1 pseudogene is annotated in these 501 nt (G+C 66.1%); it reads left to right on the forward strand.

Going from position 1 to position 501, the window contains the following annotated elements:
* Window positions 1-107 precede the first annotated feature (107 nt).
* Window positions 108-501, forward strand: a pseudogene (locus A5779_RS09635) (hypothetical protein); the annotation flags it as partial.

The raw sequence follows: 501 nt of genomic DNA on the forward strand, positions 1-501 counted from the left end.
GACTCGCCGGCTTCACGTCGTTCGGTAATGTTGCCGGGGCACTGTCACTTGCGAACGGTTTCGGTCGATCCAGGTGGCAGTGAAGTTGTCGAGAAGGATAGGCGTAGATGAGCGGGCCGAATCCCCCGGAACCGGGTGCCTCCGGTTCTGATTTGCCGGATCAACCCGGAAAACACTCCGCACCCGAGGATCGGACTCCGGTGTCGGGCGCTGACGCGGATGGCGGCGAGACCGAGTTCTACTCGCAGGCATACTCCGCGCCCGAGTCGGAGCAGTTCACCAGTGGGCCTTACGTGCCCGCCGATGTGGCGCTCTACGACTACGACGACTACGATCCGGCGACCGAACTGGTCGACACGGCCCCACCACCGCGCTGGCCGTGGGTGGTCGGTGTCACCGCGATCATCGCCGCGGTCGCCCTGGTGGCCTCGGTGGCCGTCCTGGTCACCCGGGATGAGGACACCGCCAACCTGGCCACCCCGAAGCCGAGCACCACCACGT

This window comes from Mycolicibacterium peregrinum (assembly GCF_001665625.1).
GTDB classification, from domain to species: Bacteria; Actinomycetota; Actinomycetes; order Mycobacteriales; family Mycobacteriaceae; genus Mycobacterium; species Mycobacterium peregrinum_B.